Below are 16,476 nucleotides of genomic sequence, written 5' to 3'. Positions count from 1 at the left end.
AAAAGGCTCTCTTACGAGAGCCTTTTTTACGTTTGGGCAGGGTGTGCTTACCGGTAAACAATACCGCCATCGGTAATAATGCATTGCCCTGTAATATAGTCCGCTTCTGTGCTCGCTAAAAAAGCCACGAGAGCGGCCACGTCTTGCGGTGTTTCAGCACGGCCTAAAGCAATACCGTCTACAAATTTTTTGTAGGTTTCCCCCGGTTTTGCCCCGGTTTCTTCGGCCATGCGCTGGTCAATAACCTTCCACATGTCTGTGCCCACAATACCCGGACAGTAGGCATTTACGGTAATACCATCTGCCCCCAGCTCTTTTGCGGCGGCTTGTGTTAAGGCGCGCACGGCAAATTTGGTAGAAGAATACACGCCTAAAAATGCAAAACTCTCGTGCCCGGCAATAGAGCAGGCGTTAATAATTTTGCCTTTGCTCCCCTGTGCCTTAAAGGCTTTTGCTGCGGCCTGAATACCCCATAGCGTGCCTTGCACGTTAATGCGGTAAATGGTCTCTACTTCTTCAGGCGTTGCTTCCAAAATGGAGCGTACCTGCGCAATGCCCGCGTTATTTACCATAATATCAAGCTGGCCCATGGTTTTTTGGGCTTGCTCAACAGCGTTATAGACTTGGTCGCGTTGGCCTACATCTGTGGTAATGGCCAAAGCCTTACGGCCAAGGGCTTCAACCTCTGCCACAACGTCTTTGAGCTTGTCTGGGTTTATGTCGGTTAAAACAATATTGGCCCCGTCTTTGGCAAGACGCAGCGCAATACCACGGCCAATACCTTGGGCGGCCCCTGTTACAAGGGCGGTTTTATTGGAAAGTGGCATGGTTCTATATCCTCTGCCTTGTTGTCTGCGGTTCTGTGCCGCGGCACCACTTAAGTTTTAAATCAAACTTAAAACAAGCAAAGTTACAGTGGCTTGATATAAAAAACCCGGTCTCCTGACGGAAAACCGGGTTTTTTAAAAGCCTTACGCTTACGCCGTTTAGTGAGGGCGGGCGGTAAAGTTTTCCAGCCAGTGAATGGTGTAGTCACCTTTCTGGAATTCAGGGTCAGCCAGAATCCGGCGGTGGAGCGGAATAACGGTTTTAATGCCTTCCACCACAAATTCGTCTAGCGCGCGTTGCATACGGGCAATGGCTTGTGCCCGTGTGGGCGCATGCACAATAACCTTAGCAATCATGCTGTCGTAATAAGGGGGTACGCGGTAGCCGGTATAAAGCGCGCTATCAATACGCACACCTAAGCCACCCGGTGCGTGGTACACCGCTACTGTGCCGGGGCAGGGGGCAAAGGTTTCGGGGTCTTCGGCGTTAATACGGCACTCAATTGCGTGGCCTTCAAAGGTCACGTCGGCTTGGGTGTAGCCCAGCTTTTCACCCGCCGCGATGCGGATTTGCTCGCGCACCAGATCCACGTCGCACACCATTTCTGTTACCGGGTGTTCAACCTGCAAGCGGGTGTTCATCTCGATAAAGCAGAACTGGCCGTCTTGGTACAAAAACTCAAGTGTGCCAGCGTTGCGGTAACCCATTTTAGACAACGCATCGATAGCGGTGCGGCCAATGGTGTCACGCTCTTCTGGTGTAAGCGCGGGGGAGCCTGCTTCTTCAAGCAGTTTTTGGTGGCGGCGCTGTAAGGAGCAGTCACGTTCACCAAAATGCACCACGTTGCCGTAATTATCGCCCAGAATCTGCAGTTCGATATGGCGGGGTTTATCCATATATTTTTCGAGATAAACTGCGTCATTGCCAAATGCTGCGCGGGCTTCTGTACGGGCAACGCTCCACGCTTCTTCAAGATCAGCTGCGGTTTGGGCCACTTTCATACCGCGGCCACCACCGCCAGCCGCCGCCTTGATAAGCACCGGGTAGCCTACTTTTTCGGCTACAATGCGGGCTTCTTCAATATTGGCCAGCTCACCATCAGAGCCGGGCACCAAGGGTACGCCAAGGGCCATCATGGTGGTTTTGGCGGTAATCTTGTCACCCATCATGCGGATATGCTCCGCCGTTGGGCCAATAAAGGTGAGGCCGTGTGCTTCTACCGTTTCTGCAAAATCTGCATTTTCGGAAAGAAAACCATAGCCGGGGTGAATGGCTTCGGCCCCTGTAATGGTTGCGGCAGAAAGAATGGCCGCAACATTCAGGTACGAATCGCGAGATGAGGCAGGGCCAATGCAAACGGCTTCATCGGCTAGGCGCACATGCATGGCATCTGCGTCTGCCGTGGAATGAACCGCTACGGTTTTGATGCCCAGTTCCCGGCAGGCGCGCAGGACACGAAGGGCAATCTCGCCGCGGTTAGCGATGAGGATTTTAGAAAACATCACTCGATGATGACAAGCGGTTGGCCAAATTCAACCGGGTCGCCAGAGGCTACGAGCATGCTCTTAACCGTACCAGCCTTGGGGGCCTTAATCTGGTTGAAGGTTTTCATGGCTTCAATCAGCATAAGGGTCTGGCCCGCGCTCACAATCTGCCCCTCAGTTACAAAAGGGGGAGAAGACGGGTCTGGGTTCAGGTAAGCCACGCCCACCATGGGGCTGTTGACTGCGCCGGGGTGGCGGGCAAGGTCTGCCGGTGCGGCAGGGGCCGCCACGGGGGTTGCCGGTGCTGCCACAGGTGCGGGAGCAACAGCCGCTGGGGCAACCGCAGCTTGCACGGGGGCTGGGGCTTTGACCACGCGAATGCGGTTGTCTTTTTCCGCAATCTCGATTTCTGTCAGGCCAGTGTCGGTCAGAATTTCAGCCAATGCCCGAATGGCATCCGCATCCACGAGCAATCCGCTCATTGGTGGTCATCCTCATTAAGAATAAGATCGGTCATTGCCTGCAATGCCAGAGAATACCCTGCCACGCCTAGCCCACATATAACGCCAACAGCGGCGCGAGAGACATAGGATGTATGGCGGAATGGCTCGCGGCGGTGAATATTGGAAATATGAACCTCAATAACTGGCAGGTCTGTGGCCAGCAAAGCATCCAGCAAGGCAACAGACGTGTGGCTATACCCCGCCGGATTTATAATAATGCCGCGCGCACGCTTGCGGCACTCTTGCACCCACGAAATAAGCTCGCCTTCTATGTTGGTCTGGCGGAAGTCGATCGCCAGATCCAGCTTGTCGGCTGCCTGAATGCAGATCTGCTCTACGTCGTCCAAGGTGGCGCGCCCGTAAATTTCGGGTTGGCGTTGCCCTAGCATATTCAGGTTGGGGCCGTTCAGCACAGCAATGAGAGGTCTTTCCATAGTGGCACGGGCCGTAGCACGATGGCACGCCGCCTCCAAGAGAAGAGATGCATTCAGGCGTTAAATTCGCGTCAAAAGAACATTCAAACGCTTGTTTTTCTGGTCTTTAAAGGGGCTGTACGCCTCTTTTTTGCCATGAGGGCAGAGTAGTACCAAAACAGCCCATAATGCAGCCAGAGTAGAATTTGGTTGCTTTTTGAGGGCAGGACGGGTTTTATTTAGGCTGTATTTAACAGCGGAAACGGAGTTAACAAGCGGATGTCAGCCCTGCGCCGGGCACTTCTTGGAAGTGTGTTCATGATGGCCACTATGGCATCTGCCGTTTCTGCTTACGCAGCAGAAGGTGAGGCAAGCGGTACATCGTGGGCCGATTCTGTGCAGCGTGCGCTTGCCGCGCGTGAGCAGGCCGACCCCACCTTTGCCAACCCGCAAGCTAAGCCGGGTCACCGCGCTTCTCAAAAAGGTATGGCAAGCTGGTATGGCGGGCGCTTTAACCACCGGCGCACATCTTCTGGTTCCGCTTTTGACAAACTGCACCTGACTGCAGCCCACCCCACAGCCCCGCTTGGCAGCAAACTGCTGGTTACCTCTGAAGAAACCGGGCGCTCTGTTGTGGTGACAGTGAACGACCGTGGGCCTTACAGCCATAACCGTATTATCGACCTGTCTCAGGCTGCGGCAGCCCGTATTGGCATGCTGAATACCGGTGTGGCCCATGTTAAGGTGGAGCAAGCTCCTATCGAAGTAGCTATGGCCTCTCAGGACGACGGCGCAGAATCGCTCGATTCGTCTTCTGTCATGCAGTTTGAAGCCGCTAAGGGTCGCCACGTGCGGCCGCTACAGCGCCCCCGCGTAAAGCGGGCAGCGCATCACCGCTAAATAATTTTTGTGGGTAAAGGCGCGTAGGCGTTCTTCTTTACCCATCAAGTCTCCAGCGTTTTGTAAGCGCTTTATTCAAAAGGGCGGCAGGTTTTAACCCTGTCGCCCTTTTCGCTGTTAGGTGCCTTGCGGCGGCACCCTTTCGCTTAAGCTTGGTTGCTTATAGGCTAAATTTCTATGGGCTTGCGGGGTTCGCCCCGTGCGTAGCTTTCCATTTCAGCGCTGAGTTCAGCCCCCATAAGCACCACCCAGGCGCTTACAAAAAACCACATCATAATAGCAATAACTGCGCCCAATGGCCCGTAGGTGGCGTTGTAGCTGGCAATATGCGCCACGTAGTAAGAAAAACCCATGGCGGTCATAATCCAGGTGAGTGTGGCAAAGAGCGCACCGGGTAAAACCCACCGCCAGTTGGTGGCGTAATGCCGGTCTGGCCCAAAGCGGTACAGGGCTGATGTTGCCAGTATTTGAAAGCTGAACATAACTAACGGCCCGCTCCAGCGTGCTGCAAATTCGATAGAGCCCGGAGGGGTGGGAATGTGCAGCCATGCCGGTAGGTTAAGGAAAATGGGCAGTGCAACCATAATGGCCAATGTTAGAGCGGCCCCCAGCACAGCAGAAAGGGTCATGGCGAGAGCGGTAATTTGAAACACCAAAAAGCTCCGGCTTTCTTTGGTGTTGTAGGCAATATTAAGGGCCGCCAAAATAGAGCGCGTTGCCGCAGAGGCAGACCACAGCGCAACGCTTAAAGAAATAACAAGGTTAACCGTGAGCGAACTAGGGGGTTCGGCCACAAGGGTTTGAATACGGTCATAAATAAGCGCGTAGGCACCCGGCGGTAGCAGGTTACGCAAAACCTCAAGCTGGGGGGTAACCGTTTGTACGTCAAACGCCAGCCCGTAAATGGAAATGAGCGAGCTAATGGCCGGAAAAAGCGAGAGCGTGGTATAAAACGCGCAGCCTGCGGCTACCAAAGTGGTGGGGCCAGATATCAGGCTTTTGCCCGTTTGCAGCAAAATGGTTTTCCAGTCCCCTCGTCCCAGTTCGGAGGGGCGGGAGAATGTTTTTGCAGGCCCTGTTTGATCTGCCTGATTATGCTCATTGGGGTGAGTGTGCTCAGGGTGAGATGGGTGAGCGGGGTCGCAAAGAACCTGCATGGTATTAGGTACATTCCTCAAGTGTTGCGTGGGGCCCGGTCTTAAAACGGAGTGCCAAAAGTGCAACCGGGCGCCTGCTCTCAACAGGCTGGAGTCGCTGGCGGTTCCCCTCAAGTTGGGAGAACGGAGGCAGGGCGAACGAAAAAACAGGGGTCGAGAAAACGTGAAAAAACTGTAACCCCATGAGTTTTAGCGGCCTCGTGCGCTGCATGCCATATTTTTTTGGCAACATGTTATTTTTGACTTGCACTTGTGGTGGTTTGGCCTCATATCCGCGCTCCTACGCAGCAACGCACGTGCCACTGGCCCTCTGAGGTTACGCAACGACGTCAAGCGTTCTGGCAATCGAGACCGTTTTCTTTGTGACGGTTCTACTATTGGTCGCTGGTCCGTTAGACCGTTTCGCAACTCCTCTCCCTGCATAGCAAATAGCGGGAGAGCCTTATATTGGGGGAATGGGTGGGATGACTCCCAAAATTGCCCGTTTTTTCGCTGAGCAAAATCCGGCTACTCCTTGCCTTGTCGTTGATGTCGACCAGGTTGAAGCCCGGTATAACGCGCTCAATTCCGCACTCCCGCAGGCCCGCATTTATTATGCGGTTAAGGCCAACCCGGCCATGCCTATTCTCACCCGGCTTGTAGGCTTGGGGTCTTGCTTCGATGCCGCATCGTGGGAAGAAGTTTCCCTGTGCCTTGAAGCCGGGGCTGAGCCGTCAGACATTTCTTTTGGTAACACTGTTAAAAAAGTGTCTGCCATTAAGGCTGCTTACGCCGCAGGCGTACGCATGTTTGTGTTTGACTGCCTTGAAGAGCTGGAAAAGCTGGCAGCGCATGCACCCGGTGCCCGCGTTTACTGCCGCCTTTTAGTTGATAACGTTGGCGCAGAATGGCCGCTTTCACGCAAGTTTGGCACCACGCTGGACTCTGCGCGAGCACTTATGCTCAAAGCCCGTGAACTCGGCTTAGACCCCTACGGTCTGTCCTTTCATGTGGGGAGCCAGCAGCTTGCTACAGACGCCTATGAAGTGGCTATTGCCCGTGTGGCCGCGCTGTTTACAGACCTAGCTGCGGCTGGGCTGGATTTGCGTATGGTGAATTTAGGGGGCGGTTTTCCGGTAAAATACCGCGATGACGTACCCGAAATTGATCGTTTTGCGACAGCTATTAGCCATGCCATGACCGAGCATTTTGGTAATGCTCTGCCAGAAATGCTGGTAGAGCCGGGCCGTTATATTGTGGGTGCCGCAGGCGTTGTGCGCTCAGAAGTTGTGCTGGTAAGCCGCCGCGGGCGCGAAGATGGCCCGCGCTGGGTGTATCTGGATATTGGCCGCTTTGGTGGGTTGGCAGAAACAGAAGGCGAAGCCATTCGCTACGCCCTGCGTACCGCGCGGGACGGCAGCCCAACTGGCCCAGTAGCCCTAGCAGGCCCAACTTGCGATGGGGCAGACATTATGTACGAAAAAACAGCGTACGAACTCCCACTCGGCTTGCAGTCTGGTGAGCAGATCGACCTGCTGTCTACCGGTGCTTATGTGTCTACCTACTGTTCTACCCGCTTTAACGGCTTTAAGCCTTTGGCAGAACATTATATCTAACCAGCTATGCGCTGGGCGTGATATAACTCTAAGGCATTGATATAATACGTTTTTAAAGACTATGCAGGCAGGGCTGGCTTTTGTCAGTCCTGCTTTGTGTTGTGCTGCCTTTGCTTGGTAGTGCTGCGGCTTAAAGTGCCTCCATACGTGTGTGCATTTGCACAAAAAAGTTGGAGGTTTTTCATGAAAAAAACAGGTTTAGTGCTGTCTGTTCTGCTGGCATCTGCGGCGGTTCCGGCATGGGCTGATGTACCCGCTGTAACGCCAGCTAGTGCACAAGCGGCGCAGGGTGCAGCCGCTGCAACAGCGCAACTGGCAGATACAGCCGCGCAAGATTTCGGTCGGCTTTCGGTAGATGGCAATACGGCGTTTGAAGAATTGACACTGGCCCGCAACGCTATTTTTGATGGTGACCTAGACGGCGCACAAAAGCTGATAACAGACGCACAACAGGCCCTTGAGCGCGCACGGGCAGACAACACGGCGTTTCAAAAAGCTCAAGAAGAGCTTATGCCAAGCAAAGCGCACCAACAGCCAGTAAGGCCAGCCCCTGCCGCAGGCCCGCAAGTGGCATGGCTACCCATAGATGGTGAACTGGTGTTGGACGAAACAGTACAGGCTTCTTCAGAAAAAACGGCAGCTTTGGCTGCGGCCAACCGCCACCTGCGGGCGGGTGATGCCAGCCGTGCGTCAGACGTGCTGCGTATTGCCAATGTTGATGCAGATTATGTTGTGGCGGCAGTACCGCTAGAGCAGGCACGGGCCAACCTGAAAAAGGCTGCACAATTTATTAAAAGCAACCCTTACAAAGCGAGCGAGGCATTGCGTGCGGTAGAAAACTCCGTGCGGTATGCATCGGTTGATATTCAAGGGGGCAGCCAGCAGGCTGGTGCTAAAAAATAAAGTTTTGGTTCAAGAGTTTGTAAAGAAAAAGCCGCCCAAAAGGCGGCTTTTTCCGTAGTCAGTGGTGTCTCAAAGCAGGTCTTTAACAGACCTTAAATGGCTTTGAGAGCAACCGCAGACTTTTTGCCGTTACGGCCAGCTTCCAACTCATAGGAAACCTGCTGCCCTTCATTGAGGGTGTGCATGCCTGCGCGTTCAAGTTCGGAGATGTGAACGAACGCATCTGCCCCGCCGTCATCTGGCTGAATGAAACCGAAACCCTTTGTGGGGTTGAACCATTTTACGGTGCCTGTTGCCATAACAAGGCTCCCTTCTTACTAAACCGCGGTCGTGCACAAAACACACACGAAATCATAACTTTTAAGGAGAGAAGGGGCGCAACATGCGCCCAGCACTCGGAATAAAAGCATCCGCTGGGCAAGACATGCGCCTGCTTAGCCCTGAATGCAAGGGCTAAGCACCACATAAAAGGTAGCGTGGCATTTGGGGTGGGGCATGGTGCGCCATGTTATACTTGCCAAACTGTAAAGTTAGCTTGCCTTGTGCGTGGGCCTGCGTGCCCCAACATTGGGCAGAGTGCTTGAGCGCACACATGCCTTATGGGGCGCGTGTGCGGGCTTTTTAGTGTTTAACGACGATGCAGGTGTTTGGGAATGGAAAAACGAGAACTCGGCCGTACAGGCCTTATGGTAAGCGAAATCTGCCTTGGCACCATGACCTTTGGCCAACAAAATACCGAGGCCGAGGGGCACGCCCAGCTTGATATGGCCTTGGCCAACGGCATTAATTTTATTGATACGGCTGAACTTTATTCCATTCCCCCCAAAGCCGAGACCTATGGGGCGACAGAGCGGATTATTGGCAGTTGGCTTAAAGCCCGTGGTGGGCGCGACAAAATTATTTTGGCCAGCAAGGTTGTTGGGCGTGGCACATCACCATGGTTTAGGCCGGGTGGGGAGGAAACACGCCTAACCCCGCGCCAGATCCGTTACGCTCTTGAAGGCTCGCTACAGCGCTTGGGCACAGACTACCTTGATCTGTACCAACTGCACTGGCCAGACCGGAAATTAGGGTTGTTTGGTGAAGGCGGGACAACCTTCAGCACTGTTTCAACGGCAGATGAGGTGCCGTTGGAAGAAACACTCGGCGTACTGGGTGACTTGGTGGCAGAAGGCAAAATTCGCCATGTTGGGTTATCGAACGAAACCGCATGGGGTGTGGCTAAAAGTCTGGCCTGTGCGCGTGAGGGCGCGCCACGAGTCGCTTCCATTCAAAATGCGTACAACCTCATAAACCGTACCTTTGAAATAGGGCTGGCTGAAATGGCCTTGCGGGAAAAAGTGGGGCTTTTGGCTTACTCACCTTTGGCGCAAGGCTACCTAACAGGTAAATACCTGAATGGCGCCCGCCCGGCAGGGGCCAGAAGCACCTTGTTTGACCGTGGCCAGCGTTACCAAAAACCGGGGGTAGATGACGCTATTAAAGCCTACCACGCACTGGCGCATGAGCACGGCATAGACCCGGTACAACTGGCCATAGCCTTTGTAACAACCCGCCCCTTTGTAACCTCCAACATTATTGGTGCCACCAGTACAGAGCAGCTTGGTACTATTTTAGGTGCTTCAGACGTACAGATTACGCCTGAATTGGAAGCGCAGATAAACGCTATTCATCAGGTGCATTCTAACCCTGCTCCGTAAGGGGCTACTACCGGGTAGGGGCGGCAGGCTTAAAATGCTGCCGCCTTTTATACCAGAGGTTACTCAACCGCAGCGCGTAGGCCTGCACCCGCTGCCAAGGGGCAGAGGGGTAGGGCACCTGCCAAAAAGGCCCCAAGCAGTTCTAGGTCTGGCCCCCATGGTAGGCCGGTGCTTGCGGCATCAATGGCGGCCGCGCCAAAAATAAGAGCCGGGGTAATAAGGGGCAGCACCAAAAGGGGCAGCAACACCCCACCCCGCCGTGCGCCCAGCACAATAGAGGCCCCCATCCCCCCTGTTAAAGACAACACCATGGAGCCAAGCAGCAAACCTGCCAGCAGAATCGGCAAGCTGCCTGCGGGTAGGCCCAACATAATGGCCAAAGGTATGGCTGCAATTAAAAGCGGCAGGCCAGTAGTAAGCCAATGCGCGGTCATTTTTGCCAGTGCCACAAGCGGGGCGGGCAGGCCTAAAAGCAAGAGCTGGTCGAGTGAGCCATCTTCCAGCTCGGCACCAAATAGCCGGTCGAGCGGCAGTAGGGCTGCAAGCAACGCGCACACCCAAATAATACCGGGTGCCATGTGGCGCAGCAATTCAGGCGATGGGCCAAGAGCTAACGGAAACAATGTGCCTGTGAGAATAAAAAAGAGCACAGCTCCGAGCGTGTCTGCCCCATGCCGGAGGGCTAATTTCAGGTCTCTTAACACAATAGCGCAGAAGAGTCGGGTCATGCCGTGGCTCCTGTTTGGTCGGGCCATGTGTCATCGGCCAGATCGTCCCACAGGGGGGCAAGGTGCTCTGGTGTGGCGGGCAGGGCCAAGTGGCGTACTGCTTCAAGCGGGAGCGGCACATGGGTTGTGGCAATAACCATGCCCCCTTGTGCGCGGTGCTGGGTAATAGCGTGGCCCAAAAGGGTAATAGCGTTGGCGTCTAACCCCAGACTCGGCTCATCTAGCAACCATAAAGGGGCATTGGCTAACAACACACGGGCTAAGGCGGCCCGGCGTTTTTGCCCGGCAGATAGGAGGCGGGCGGGTAGGTCTGCTAAATCCAGCAGGTCAACAGCACTTAGGGCTTGGGTCAGTGTGGGGCCTGTTGGGGTTAAAAACAGGCTTAGGTTTTCGCGCACGCTCAGGCTGGGCTTTAATGCATCTTGGTGGCCAAGATAGGCAACACGGCTGGCATGCGCGGCGGTATCTTCGGCTATGGGTGTGCCGCACCACAGCAAAGCACCGGCATCTGGCCGCCGTAGGCCTGCTAAAACCCGCAATAAGGTAGACTTGCCCGCACCGTTAGGCCCGGTCAGCAGCATGGCCTCACCCGCGCAAAGTGTGAGGCTAATCTCGTTGAGTACCAGCCTGTCTCCGCGAAAAACACGCAAAGACTCTGCCGCAAGCAGGGCGGTACAAGGTGGAGCAGAAGAAAGAGGTGCTGGGCCATCTTCCCCCTGTTCGGGAGTAAACAAAGACTCGGAGATAGGAGTTCTCCTTAATGTTACCTGTCAAAACCCACGAAAACGGGGCTGCTCGCGCGCTCGTGGTCACGTGCCCGCTTGTGCCTTACCAGAGTGCCGGTATGTTCTACCGCCAACGGGATATCAAGCCGGGCACCCAAAAGAGATGGGTGAGCGTATAGCGCGGTACCATGCGGTATGTCGGCTTCCGGAACGTATCACCAGCCATGGGCTGTGATCGGGGAGAAGAGTATATGAAGACGGTTGGGCACGATTCACTGAAAACAGGCCGCACACTGAATGTGGATGGCAAGGCCTATCACTATTTTTCTATTCCAGAAGCGGCTAAGACCATTGGCGACGTGAGCCGCCTGCCGGTTTCGTTGAAAGTGCTTCTTGAAAACGTCCTGCGTTTTGAAGACGGACGTTCTTACAGCGTTGATGACGCTAAAGCCATTGCTGGCTGGCTGCCACAGGGTAGCAGCACCAAAGAGGTGCCTTTCAAACCCTCTCGCATTCTGATGCAAGATTTCACCGGTGTTCCTGCCGTGGTTGACCTTGCCGCCATGCGTGATGGGATTGTGAAGCTGAAAGGCGACCCACAAAAAGTTAACCCGCTGGTGCCGGTCAACCTCGTGATCGACCACTCCGTAATGGTTGACGTGTATGGCTCAGCCGATGCCCTGCAAAAAAACATTACGCTGGAATTTGAGCGCAACGCTGAGCGTTATGCCTTTTTGCGCTGGGGCCAGGAAGCCTTTGAAAACTTCTCTGTTGTGCCGCCAGATACGGGTATCTGCCACCAAGTAAATCTTGAATACATTGCGCAGGTTGCCTGGACAGCCAACGTAGCCGGGAAAGACTATGTCTACCCCGATTCTCTGTACGGCACAGACAGCCACACCACCATGATCAATGGTCTGGGCGTTCTGGGTTGGGGCGTTGGTGGTATTGAGGCAGAAGCCGCAATGCTGGGCCAGCCCATTGCCATGCTTATTCCAGACGTGATTGGCTTTAAGCTAACCGGCAAACTGCCAGAAGGCGCTACAGCCACTGACCTGGTGCTGACCGTAACCCAGATGCTGCGTAAAAAAGGCGTTGTGGGTAAATTTGTTGAGTTCTTTGGCCCAGCCCTTGACCACCTGCCCGTGGCCGACCGCGCAACCATTGCCAACATGGCACCTGAATACGGCGCAACCTGTGGCTTCTTCCCCGTTGACACGCTAACCCTTGATTACCTGCGTGAAACCGGCCGTGACGAACATCGCATTAAGCTGACAGAAGAATATTTGCGCGCGCAGGACATGTTCCGCACCGCTGAAACACCAGAACCCGTGTTTACAGACGTGCTCGAACTCGACCTGAGCACGGTTGTACCGTCTATTTCTGGCCCTAAACGCCCACAAGACCGTGTTGTTCTGACCGAAGCTAAAACCGCTTTCGAAAAAGAACTCACCACCTCTTTGGGTGTGCCCGCTAACGACGCCGACAAAAAAGTGCCGGTTGCTGGTACCAATTACGAAATTGGTCAGGGTGACATTGTTATTGCGGCCATTACGTCTTGCACCAATACCTCTAACCCTGCTGTGCTGATTGCTGCTGGTCTTGTGGCCCGCAAAGCCCGCGCACTGGGCCTTACGCCTAAGCCTTGGGTTAAAACCTCTCTGGCGCCTGGCTCTCAGGTGGTAACAGACTATCTTAACCGCGCTAAATTGACAGAAGACCTTGATGCACTGGGTTTCCAGACCGTTGGGTATGGCTGCACAACCTGCATTGGTAACTCTGGCCCGCTGCCGTCTCACATTGTAGACGCGATTGAAAATAACGATCTGGTCGCGGTGTCTGTTCTGTCTGGTAACCGTAACTTTGAAGGGCGTATTTCCCCCAACGTGCGTGCCAACTATCTGGCAAGCCCGCCGCTGGTGGTTGCGTACTCTCTGCTCGGCACCATGCGCAAAGACATCACCAAAGACCAAATTGGTACGTCTAAAGACGGCAAGCCGGTTTACCTAAAAGATATCTGGCCCACCAATAAGGAAATTGCTGACCTGATTGGCTCTTCCATCAACCGCGAAGAGTTTATCAATCGCTACAAGAACGTGGCAAAAGGCACCAAAGAGTGGCAAGACCTTAAGGTTGCTACAGGGTCTGAAACCTACACGTGGGACCCTAAGTCTACCTACGTGCAAGACCCACCTTACTTCAAAGACATCACGCCAGAACCAACCCCGCGTGGTGGTATTGAAAATGCCCGTATTCTGGCCATTTTGGGCGACAACATTACCACAGACCATATCTCACCCGCCGGTGCGATCAAGAAGGACTCCCCTGCTGGGCATTACCTGATTGAAAACGGCGTTGAACCACGCGACTTTAACTCCTACGGCTCACGCCGCGGGAACGACCGCGTGATGGTGCGTGGTACCTTTGCTAATATCCGCATCAAAAACGAAATGCTGCCGGGTACAGAAGGTGGCCTGTCCAAACATTACCCAGACGGCAAGGAAGGCTTCATTTACGATGTCTCCATGCAGTACCAGAAAGAAGGTACGCCGCTGGTAGTTTTTGGTGGCAAAGAATACGGCATGGGCTCATCACGCGACTGGGCTGCTAAAGGCACCCTGCTGCTTGGTATTAAAGCCGTTGTTGCAGAAAGCTTTGAGCGTATTCACCGTTCCAACCTTGTTGGCATGGGCGTGCTGCCTCTGCTCTTCAAAGAAGGGACAACCCGTAAAACACTCAACCTGCGTGGTGATGAAACCATTACCATTAAAGGTCTGGAAAAAATCACGCCGCGCATGGACGTAATTATGACAATTACGCGTCATGACGGTTCTACGCAGGATGTTCCGCTTCTTTGCCGTGTCGATACACTGGACGAAGTAGAATATTACCGGCATGGTGGCATTCTCCAGTATGTTTTGCGCGGGATGACTAAAGCTGCCTGAAAACCGTTCTGTTCTTAACGAACATGACAGTGCCGACCCGGTAAACACCGGGTCGGCTTTTTGCGTAAAAGAAGACCCTGTTGTGCTGAGTGCACAAAATGTGCACAAAAGTTTTGGAGAAGGCGCCATTTTAAGCGGCGTTTCTCTGGAAGTGCGTAAGGGCGAACTCATATCCATCATCGGCCCATCAGGGTGTGGTAAATCCACCTTTTTGCGCTGCATGAATTTTCTAGAAATTCCAGACCGTGGCACCATAACGGCCATGGGCGTTACCATAGACCGCCAAGGTGGCCCGTGGCGCCGTGCCGATGAACATATGGCCCATAAGCTTCGTACCCATGTGGGCATGGTGTTTCAGAGCTTTAACCTGTTTCCGCATTTAAGCGTGCTGGATAACGTGTTGCTTGGCCCCCGCGTGGTAAAAGGTGAGCACAGCCAGACCGAGCGTGATGAAGCCATGGCCCTGCTTGAAAAAGTGGGCCTTGGGCGTGTGGCGCAACGCTACCCCGTCTCTCTCTCTGGTGGGCAGCAGCAGCGTGCGGCCATTGCCCGTGCGTTGGCCATGCGCCCCGAAATTATGTTGTACGACGAGCCAACCTCTGCCCTAGACCCCATAGTGGCAGAAGAAGTGCTTAATGTTATGCGCACGCTCGATGATGAAGGCATGACCCAAATTGTGGTCACACACGACATGCGCTTTGCCCAAGTGGCGTCAGACCATATTGTGTATATGGATGGGGGGCATGTTATTGAGGCCGGCCCGCCAGAAACCCTGTGTGTTAACCCGGTTGATGACCGAACACGGCGTTTTTTAAGGACAGTTTTGTGAGAGATGGCCTGAAGCGTTCCGTGGCGCGTGCTTTTGCAACACGGGTTTGGTTTTTGGGTGTTCTGGCGGTTTTGGTATGCGGCTTATATGGCGGTACCCCTGCTGCGTCGGCGCAGGTGTTACGCTGGGCGGCTGATGCCTCGGCTGATGTGCCCTATACGTTTCATGATCCCAAAGACCAGTCGCGCTTAACGGGGTATGAATACGACCTTATGCAGGAGCTTGGCCGGCACCTGCAACGCCCCACACAGTTTGTACAAAACGACTGGGACGGCCTTATTCCCGGCCTGCAACGTGGCCTGTATGACCTTGTTATATGCGGCATTGAAATTACGCCCGAACACGCACAGGGCATAGATTTTAGCGACCCCTATTACGTTACCGCAGAGCGTTTGGTGGTACGTAAAGGCAGTGCGCCGTTTGAGAGCATTACAGACCTTAAAGGGCATACGGTTGGCACCATAAAAGCCACTCAGGCCGAGCGTATTTTGGCTGACTACCCAGATGTGCGGGTACGCACTTACGATGAAGAGAGCAATGTCTTCATGGATCTGGTGAATGGTCGCACAGATGCCGTGCTGATAGATGGCCCCATTGCCCAATATTACGGCGGCACCAACCCAGCGCTTGAGGTGGTTGGCCCCCCAATTGGCCGTGTGTCTTACGGTATTGCGTTTGGTAAAGGGCAAAATGCGGTGCTTAAGCAGCAGGTTAATGCTGCATTGGAGCAAATGCGCGCCGATGGCAGCCTGCACCGCATTTTGGCCCGCTGGCACCTGTGGTCGCCAGAAATGGTGGCGTTTACCAAAGACACAACCCAGCCAGACATAGCCCCTACAGAGTGGCAGCATTATGCAGATTCCGTGCACGAAGCCTCTGGCTGGCAGGTACGGTTTTGGCAGTATGTTGGCTTTTTGCCCCTGCTGGCAAAAGGTGCGGTGCTCACCTTGCTGGTGTCGCTTTGTGCTATGGTGTTGGCTGTGGCGCTGGGCTTAGCCTTAGCGTTGGTGCGTATGTACGGCCCTAAATGGGCAGTGTCGCTTGCAGCCCTGTATGTTGAGATTGTGCGTGGCACACCGCTGCTTATCCAAATCTTGTTTATTTTTTATGGTCTACCGCAATTTGGCATTAATTTAGGGCCGTTTTTGGCGGGTGTTATTGGTTTGGGCATGAATTATGCCGCCTACGAAGCTGAAAATTATCGTGCAGGGTTGCAGTCCGTTGCGCGTGGGCAAATGGAAGCCGCCCTTGCGCTGAACATGACGCACTTTCAGGCATTGCGTTTTGTGGTTGTGCCGCAGGCCTTCCGGCTGGTGATGCCAGTTATGACCAACGACTTCATCTCGTTGCTCAAAGACTCGTCCTTGGTCAGCGTTATTACCCTGACAGAGCTAACCCAAACGTATATCCGGCTGTCATCTACCTATTTTGACTATTTTGGAACGGGCCTGATGGTGGGCGGGGCGTATTTGTTAATTGGTCTGCCTTTTGTGCGGTTGGCCCGTATGGCTGAAAAAAGGCTGGCTCAACCCCATACGCGCAGAGAATAAAGTTGGGCACGCAGCGCCGCTCTGATGCATAAACGGCATGGCGGAGCAGTGTTCGTGTGCCTTGTGCGCCTGCGGGCCTTGAGTCAGATAAGACAAAAGTAACGTCTGTTGCTGCTTTAAAAGTCTGTCAGGTCTAAAAGGTGCGTACCGTATAACATGCCTGTTCTGGCACTGTGCGCTTCTGGAAAGATCGGAAGGACACGTTTTTAGTTTTTA

The 16,476-nt window shown here is 54.0% G+C and carries 15 protein-coding genes; 7 read left to right on the top strand and 8 right to left on the bottom strand.

Annotated features, from left to right (window positions below):
- Window positions 1–47: 47 nt before the first annotated feature.
- From Abor_RS03215 to aroQ, 4 genes are all read right to left on the bottom strand, one after another.
- Window positions 48–827 (bottom strand): acetoin reductase, encoded by a 780-nt coding sequence (locus tag Abor_RS03215; RefSeq protein ID WP_048840395.1) that lies wholly within the window; start codon window positions 825–827, stop codon window positions 48–50.
- Between the two features lie 159 nt (window positions 828–986).
- Window positions 987–2,330: an acetyl-CoA carboxylase biotin carboxylase subunit gene (accC, locus tag Abor_RS03210; protein WP_048840394.1), complete on the bottom strand. Its 1,344-nt coding sequence runs from the start codon at window positions 2,328–2,330 to the stop codon at window positions 987–989.
- Window positions 2,330–2,794, bottom strand: a complete 465-nt coding sequence (gene accB, locus Abor_RS03205) for an acetyl-CoA carboxylase biotin carboxyl carrier protein (protein ID WP_048840393.1) — start codon at window positions 2,792–2,794, stop codon at window positions 2,330–2,332. Before accB ends, accC begins: the two co-directional genes overlap by 1 nt.
- Window positions 2,791–3,249: a type II 3-dehydroquinate dehydratase gene (aroQ, locus tag Abor_RS03200; RefSeq protein WP_048840392.1), complete on the bottom strand. Its 459-nt coding sequence runs from the start codon at window positions 3,247–3,249 to the stop codon at window positions 2,791–2,793. The genes accB and aroQ overlap by 4 nt, the downstream gene beginning before the upstream one ends.
- 258 nt (window positions 3,250–3,507) lie before the next feature.
- On the opposite strand from aroQ, the gene Abor_RS03195 reads away from it, so the two are divergent.
- Window positions 3,508–4,128, top strand: coding sequence for a septal ring lytic transglycosylase RlpA family protein (locus tag Abor_RS03195; RefSeq protein ID WP_048840391.1), 621 nt, complete (start codon window positions 3,508–3,510; stop codon window positions 4,126–4,128).
- Between the two features lie 167 nt (window positions 4,129–4,295).
- Here the strand turns inward: Abor_RS03195 and Abor_RS03190 are convergent, their stop codons facing one another.
- Window positions 4,296–5,285 (bottom strand): YihY/virulence factor BrkB family protein, encoded by a 990-nt coding sequence (locus Abor_RS03190; protein ID WP_084594340.1) that lies wholly within the window; start codon window positions 5,283–5,285, stop codon window positions 4,296–4,298.
- A 464-nt stretch (window positions 5,286–5,749) separates the two neighbouring features.
- Here Abor_RS03190 and Abor_RS03185 point away from each other — a divergent pair, with 464 nt between their 5' ends.
- Window positions 5,750–6,880: a type III PLP-dependent enzyme gene (locus Abor_RS03185; RefSeq protein ID WP_048840419.1), complete on the top strand. Its 1,131-nt coding sequence runs from the start codon at window positions 5,750–5,752 to the stop codon at window positions 6,878–6,880.
- A gap of 183 nt (window positions 6,881–7,063) precedes the next feature.
- On the top strand, window positions 7,064–7,783 hold the full coding sequence (locus tag Abor_RS03180; RefSeq protein WP_048840388.1) for a YfdX family protein: 720 nt from the start codon (window positions 7,064–7,066) through the stop codon (window positions 7,781–7,783).
- A gap of 92 nt (window positions 7,784–7,875) precedes the next feature.
- Here the strand turns inward: Abor_RS03180 and Abor_RS03175 are convergent, their stop codons facing one another.
- Window positions 7,876–8,082 (bottom strand): cold-shock protein, encoded by a 207-nt coding sequence (locus Abor_RS03175; protein WP_048840387.1) that lies wholly within the window; start codon window positions 8,080–8,082, stop codon window positions 7,876–7,878.
- A 354-nt stretch (window positions 8,083–8,436) separates the two neighbouring features.
- Here Abor_RS03175 and Abor_RS03170 point away from each other — a divergent pair, with 354 nt between their 5' ends.
- A complete protein-coding gene (locus Abor_RS03170) occupies window positions 8,437–9,483 on the top strand; it encodes an aldo/keto reductase (RefSeq protein WP_048840386.1) in 1,047 nt (348 codons plus the stop codon).
- A 59-nt stretch (window positions 9,484–9,542) separates the two neighbouring features.
- Here Abor_RS03170 and ccmB read toward each other — a convergent pair whose 3' ends face one another.
- Both ccmB and ccmA read right to left on the bottom strand, forming a co-directional pair.
- Window positions 9,543–10,211, bottom strand: a complete 669-nt coding sequence (ccmB, locus tag Abor_RS03165; RefSeq protein WP_048840385.1) for a heme exporter protein CcmB — start codon at window positions 10,209–10,211, stop codon at window positions 9,543–9,545.
- Window positions 10,208–10,945 (bottom strand): heme ABC exporter ATP-binding protein CcmA, encoded by a 738-nt coding sequence (gene ccmA / locus Abor_RS03160; protein WP_181014199.1) that lies wholly within the window; start codon window positions 10,943–10,945, stop codon window positions 10,208–10,210. The genes ccmB and ccmA overlap by 4 nt, the downstream gene beginning before the upstream one ends.
- A 242-nt stretch (window positions 10,946–11,187) precedes the next feature.
- Here ccmA and acnA point away from each other — a divergent pair, with 242 nt between their 5' ends.
- The 3 genes from acnA to Abor_RS03145 all read left to right on the top strand — a co-directional run bounded on the left by acnA (window position 11,188) and on the right by Abor_RS03145 (window position 16,260).
- The gene (gene acnA, locus Abor_RS03155) at window positions 11,188–13,881 is read left to right on the top strand and encodes an aconitate hydratase AcnA (protein WP_048840384.1); all 2,694 of its coding nucleotides are present in this window, start codon (window positions 11,188–11,190) and stop codon (window positions 13,879–13,881) included.
- Between the two features lie 82 nt (window positions 13,882–13,963).
- Window positions 13,964–14,710, top strand: coding sequence for an amino acid ABC transporter ATP-binding protein (locus Abor_RS03150; RefSeq protein WP_048840383.1), 747 nt, complete (start codon window positions 13,964–13,966; stop codon window positions 14,708–14,710).
- Window positions 14,711–14,772: 62 nt separating this feature from the next.
- A complete protein-coding gene (locus tag Abor_RS03145; RefSeq protein WP_048840417.1) occupies window positions 14,773–16,260 on the top strand; it encodes an ABC transporter substrate-binding protein/permease in 1,488 nt (495 codons plus the stop codon).
- The last annotated feature ends 216 nt before the right edge of the window (window positions 16,261–16,476 follow it).

This window comes from Acetobacter orientalis (assembly GCF_000963965.1).
Taxonomy (GTDB): domain Bacteria; phylum Pseudomonadota; class Alphaproteobacteria; order Acetobacterales; family Acetobacteraceae; genus Acetobacter; species Acetobacter orientalis.
This window is presented reverse-complemented; position numbering and strand designations above follow the sequence as displayed.

Coding starts and splice junctions, on each gene's coding strand:
- Abor_RS03215 (WP_048840395.1), bottom strand. CDS start 827: ATGCCACTTTCCAATAAAACCGCCCTTGTAACAGGGGCCGCCCAAGGT.
- accC (WP_048840394.1), bottom strand. CDS start 2,330: ATGTTTTCTAAAATCCTCATCGCTAACCGCGGCGAGATTGCCCTTCGT.
- accB (WP_048840393.1), bottom strand. CDS start 2,794: ATGAGCGGATTGCTCGTGGATGCGGATGCCATTCGGGCATTGGCTGAA.
- aroQ (WP_048840392.1), bottom strand. CDS start 3,249: ATGGAAAGACCTCTCATTGCTGTGCTGAACGGCCCCAACCTGAATATG.
- Abor_RS03195 (WP_048840391.1), top strand. CDS start 3,508: ATGTCAGCCCTGCGCCGGGCACTTCTTGGAAGTGTGTTCATGATGGCC.
- Abor_RS03190 (WP_084594340.1), bottom strand. CDS start 5,285: ATGCAGGTTCTTTGCGACCCCGCTCACCCATCTCACCCTGAGCACACT.
- Abor_RS03185 (WP_048840419.1), top strand. CDS start 5,750: ATGACTCCCAAAATTGCCCGTTTTTTCGCTGAGCAAAATCCGGCTACT.
- Abor_RS03180 (WP_048840388.1), top strand. CDS start 7,064: ATGAAAAAAACAGGTTTAGTGCTGTCTGTTCTGCTGGCATCTGCGGCG.
- Abor_RS03175 (WP_048840387.1), bottom strand. CDS start 8,082: ATGGCAACAGGCACCGTAAAATGGTTCAACCCCACAAAGGGTTTCGGT.
- Abor_RS03170 (WP_048840386.1), top strand. CDS start 8,437: ATGGAAAAACGAGAACTCGGCCGTACAGGCCTTATGGTAAGCGAAATC.
- ccmB (WP_048840385.1), bottom strand. CDS start 10,211: ATGACCCGACTCTTCTGCGCTATTGTGTTAAGAGACCTGAAATTAGCC.
- acnA (WP_048840384.1), top strand. CDS start 11,188: ATGAAGACGGTTGGGCACGATTCACTGAAAACAGGCCGCACACTGAAT.